Origin of the sequence: Neobacillus drentensis, assembly GCF_036966985.1 — a bacterium.
GTDB classification, from domain to species: domain Bacteria; phylum Bacillota; class Bacilli; order Bacillales; family Cytobacillaceae; genus Neobacillus; species Neobacillus drentensis_E.
In genome coordinates this window covers 1-4707 of sequence record NZ_JBALSN010000208.1, presented here as the reverse complement: position 1 = coordinate 4707, position 4707 = coordinate 1, and the positions used below count along the sequence as shown (strand labels likewise).

Sequence of the window (4707 nt, the reverse complement as noted above, 5' to 3'; positions counted from 1 at the left end):
GCCCTGATTTACTAGCGGATAACCATTTTTACTAGCGGATAGCCCTGATTTTCTGGCGAGTAGCCATTTTTACTAGAGAATCTCCTTGATTTGCCGGCGACAAGTCTCGCCCTAGGTATGTATAACTAAATTTAGTAACCTATAAAACCCAGCCAGCATGTCTTCACACTGGCTGAGTCACTGTTATCCTATTTTACTGTCAACGGAACCACCTTTTGTCCAATCGCTGCAATTAATTCTTTTGGCATAGGAAAGCTCAAGGCGGCAGGATCCTTCATGACCGCTGGAATCGCCAGTTGGAGTGCATCTTCGGTAATATTGAATTGCTTGAAATCTGCCGGTAATCCTACCTTATACTGCAGCAATTTAATTTTTCCAATCACTTTGGCTAACGCTGTTTGCGGAGTATCCCCCTTTACGTCTACATTTAAGGCCTGTGCTAGTTCCGCTGCCTTAGGAAGATATAAATCAGGTACCAACTCCATGACCACCGGTAAAAAGACGGCATTTGCGAGTCCATGCGGAATCCGGAACAAGGCTCCATAGGCGTGTGCCATATTGTGGACAGGGATTGCGTTTAACGCAAAACTGAAAGCGGTAATCCCCATCAAGCTTGCTTGTAATAAATCCATGCGGGCATCAAGGTTTGAACCATCCGCAACGGCAATTGGCAGATTTTTTTCAATCAGCCGAATGGCATGGAGAGCATAGGCATCGGTTAGGCCTGTTGCCGTTGGCGATGCGAGTGCCTCAATGGCATGTGTTAAGGCATCAAATCCTGTAAATGCTGTTATTAATGGTGGAAGTCCCACAGTTAAATCTGGGTCCAAGATCGCCATATCGGCATTAATAAATGGATTGATGATATTCGTCTTCATTTGGATATCTTCGTTAAAAATAACGGCAATCGGTGAAACCTCTGAACCGGTACCAGCTGTAGTCGGGATGGCTATATGTGGAATTGGCATGTGGTTGGCTTTAGGAAAGGACTCATACAATAAGCCTCCTGGGATGGCCTCTTTTATATCTGTCAATCCTTTGTGGAGCGCATATTTCACCCCTTTTACGGTATCAAGCACACTGCCCCCGCCAACGGCTAGTAAGGAATCTGCCCCGATTTCTCGTGCATAACGGACAGCTTCATTGATGCATCGACTTTCGGCATCCTGCTTGATATCTAAAAATTGCCCAACCAATTCAGGACCAGAGCCATGCCCTGTCAGCGTAAAAATTTCGGCGACTTTTTCAACAATGCCTGCTGCCTCTAAGCCTCGATCACTTAGGAGGAGTACGCGTTTAGCACCCAGACCTGCAAAAAGACTTGGGACCATCGCCCTTGAGTTTGAACCGCTGTAGATTCCCGTACGTAACATAAACTGTGATAAGGTTGTTTTCATTTTCATCCCCACCTCTTCATTAGTTTTGGCCAAACAGAATTCCATACCAATTACGCCGCTCTAACTCCGGTGACATGGATGTGTGTACATGCTTTACCTGGGTATAGGCATCGAGTGATTGCTGTCCCATTTCTCGGCCAATACCGCTTTGCTTGTACCCGCCAAACGGAGCATCGCTGCGGAGCATATGCCAATCATTTATCCAGACGACACCCGCCTGCAGTTTTCTAGCGACAGCGTACGCTTTATTAACATCGCGTGTCCAGACTCCTGCTGCGAGCCCATAAATCGTATCATTCGCCATTCGAATCGCATCGTCTAGGTCTGAATAACGAATCACACAAAGGACTGGTCCGAAAATTTCTTCTTGGGCAATTTTCATATCATTGGTGACATTCGTAAAAATCGTTGGTTCGATAAAATGACCCTCTTCACAGCCAGCTACCTTAACTTCCTTGCCTCCGCATAAAAGGGTAGCTCCTTCCTGTTTACCTGCATCAATGTAGGAAAGGATCGTTTCCTTTTGTTTTTTTGAGATTACCGGACCAACATCGGAGGTAGGATCAAGTGGATTACCGAGCTTTAATTTCTTAGTGAGTGCGGCCAATCCTGCAACCACTTGGTCATAAAGCTTATCTGGGACAAATAGCCTAGTCCCGGATTCACAAAGCTGTCCGGAATGGAGAAATACTCCAAACAAACTTCCAGGCAGGGCAATATTAAGATCTGCATCCTCTAAAAGGATATTTGGTGATTTACCACCTAACTCCAAAGTGGTTTTCTTAATCGTACCTGCAGCAAGTCCCATAATACGTCTGCCAACCTCTGTCGAGCCAGTGAAAGCCACTTTATCAACCTTTGGATGGTTAACTAAGGCTTCACCGACTTCCGCACCTGGCCCTGAAACCACATTGATTACACCTGGAGGGACCACGGCGGAAATAATTTCTGCTAGTTTCAGAGTCGAAAGCGGCGTGTAACTGGCCGGCTTAATAACAATCGTATTCCCCATCGCTAGTGCGGGAGCAATCTTCCATGTCGCAATTACCATTGGCAAATTCCAAGGAGTGATGGCTGCACAAACTCCGATCGGCTCACGCCAAATAAAATTGTGGGCGGGTCCTGGGAATGGCGGAACAGGTAGTGTTTCCGAGAATGGATAGTCTACCGTAAAGTTGGCTAATGTTTGGAACAAGTCAACCATTTGTAAAATATCACTGCTGCCAATTCGGCGTACCGTACCACCTGAACTAATCGCTTCTAAGTATGCTAGCTCCTCGGCATGTTCGGCAATTTTATAGGAAATGGCATATAACACCTGAGCCCGGTCTTTCGGCTTCATATTTTTCCAATCCCCTTGGTCAAACGCCACGCGGGCAGCATCTACTGCACGGTTCACATCTTCGGTATTTCCTTTTGACACCCTTGCTACTAATTCACCAGTGGCCGGGTTATGCACGTCAAATGTTTCTTGATTGCTTGCCGGCTCCCACTTTCCATTAATAAAATGGGGAAATGTTTGGACATCTACCTTTACCGTCATCATAATTCCTCCTCTACCGTTTTAAAGTACTCCTAATTCACTATCTGAAAATCTATAAATCTCTTCGATTTTTTTGCCTTTTGCCCGCGCTAAAATCTCCATTCGAACAGAGAGTTGTTTTAATGTAAAGTTCATGATATCCTCCGGGTCCCCGCCAAATGCACTAACCTCCCTTCCCGCGATGCCTTCTTGGTTCAGCCTAATCGCTAACGGGGTCAGTTCACCCATCTTGGCTGCTACAAAATCAAAGAGATGTGGATGTTCACAAATTAAGCGTTGCAATAGGAATGTTCCATAGCCGATATGCCTGGACTCATCCTTTTTCAGGTTTCCGATTCCTTCAAGCAGACCAGGCATAATCCCCGCTGTTTCTAAGGTATTGTAAAAGGAAAAATATCCGGTTTCTGCTAATACCCCCTCAACAAACATGTTGTACACGACTGATGCTTCTGCAATGGCTTCCGGGGATTGGTCGGTAATAAGCCGTTCCATTGTCGTTGGGAGAATTTCATAGAAAATTTTCTGATAGGTTTCCGTATGAAAATGGGATAAGTCTCCTCGCTCACCAATCGCATTCAAAACTAGCCGGAAAAATTCCGTATGTTTTGCTTCCTCGTACAAAAAGGTCGTAAGGAACATCTCTTCTTCCAAACGCCCTTCTTTCGCAATCGCCATAATGAGTGGAAGGAGGTCTAATGTAACCGCTTCCTCCCCCGCTTGAAATTGAGAGATTAGCCTTAAAATATCCTCTTGCTGCTCCGAATACATCGCCTTCCAATCCTTTTGATCCTGACTAAAATCTATATCAGCTGGGTTCCATGTCCCCAACCGTTTTGCTTTTTGAAATAAACGATAAGGGAACGAATCTTCTAGTAAACCTCGACTGCTAGTTGTTAATATGGTTCTTTTTCCCATCTAACTTCTCCTCCTTTTTTCCTTTACGGTTTGATGACAATTTCTAATGCCTGCATGCGGAGATGTGTTTTTAATATTTTCCCCACCCCATTTCTCGGCAGTGCCTCTAGAAAAACAATTCTTCGTGGTGTTTTATTTTTTGCTAAATGGTCTTGGCAATAGTTGATTAATTCTTTTTCGGATACTTCTGAATCTGGATTTTTTACCACGCAGGCAACCATTTCTTCACCCATTCGTTCATCAGGAACCCCAACCACTGCAGCCTCAAAAACTTGTTCATGAGCATTTAAAATTTCTTCGACATCACGAGGATACACATTAAAGCCGCCGCGAATAATTAAATCTTTTTTTCGATCAACAATATAGACATAGCCCTCGTCATCGATTCGGGCCATATCACCGGTACATAACCAAGAATCCTTTAAGACCCGGCTGGTTTCTTCGGAATTTTTATAGTAGCCGGGGGTGACATTATCACCACGGACCATTAACTCCCCCACTTCACCGGACGAAACTTCCTCGCCATTTTCATCGACAATTTTCAATTCCACCCCAGGAATTGGGATACCCACAGAGCCTGGTTTGATTTCGATTCCTTTGCGGTGGGCAGTAACAACTGGAGCGGCTTCTGATAACCCATAGCCCTCGTACACTTTTGCGCCAAATTTTTGTTCAAAAGCGTGTAATAAGGCAACCGGCAGCGGCGCAGACCCGGATCCAACTGATTCAAGACTGGAGGTGTTGTATTGGTCGGCGTGTGGATACGATACTAAGGCATGAATCATCGCGGGAACAGCTGAAAACGTCTGTACCTTATATCTTTCAATCGCCTTAAAAACCTCTTTTGTATCA

General features: G+C 45.0%; 4 protein-coding genes. All 4 read right to left on the bottom strand.

Annotated features, from left to right (window positions below; all coding sequences use genetic code 11):
• Positions 1–188: 188 nt before the first annotated feature.
• On the bottom strand, positions 189–1397 hold the full coding sequence (locus V7659_RS14320; protein WP_335540572.1) for an iron-containing alcohol dehydrogenase: 1209 nt from the start codon (positions 1395–1397) through the stop codon (positions 189–191).
• Positions 1398–1416: 19 nt separating this feature from the next.
• Complete coding sequence (locus tag V7659_RS14315; RefSeq protein ID WP_335540580.1) at positions 1417–2940, bottom strand: aldehyde dehydrogenase family protein; 1524 nt, start codon at positions 2938–2940, stop codon at positions 1417–1419.
• A gap of 21 nt (positions 2941–2961) precedes the next feature.
• Complete coding sequence (locus V7659_RS14310) at positions 2962–3855, bottom strand: R2-like ligand-binding oxidase (protein WP_335540571.1); 894 nt, start codon at positions 3853–3855, stop codon at positions 2962–2964.
• A 23-nt stretch (positions 3856–3878) separates the two neighbouring features.
• On the bottom strand, positions 3879–4707 hold an 829-nt coding region (locus V7659_RS14305; RefSeq protein ID WP_335540570.1), incomplete at its 5' end, for a class I adenylate-forming enzyme family protein.

What these genes read in the sequence shown, in the direction of transcription:
- V7659_RS14320 (WP_335540572.1), bottom strand. Translation starts at nt 1,397, where the DNA reads ATGAAAACAACCTTATCACAGTTTATGTTACGTACGGGAATCTACAGC.
- V7659_RS14315 (WP_335540580.1), bottom strand. Translation starts at nt 2,940, where the DNA reads ATGACGGTAAAGGTAGATGTCCAAACATTTCCCCATTTTATTAATGGA.
- V7659_RS14310 (WP_335540571.1), bottom strand. Translation starts at nt 3,855, where the DNA reads ATGGGAAAAAGAACCATATTAACAACTAGCAGTCGAGGTTTACTAGAA.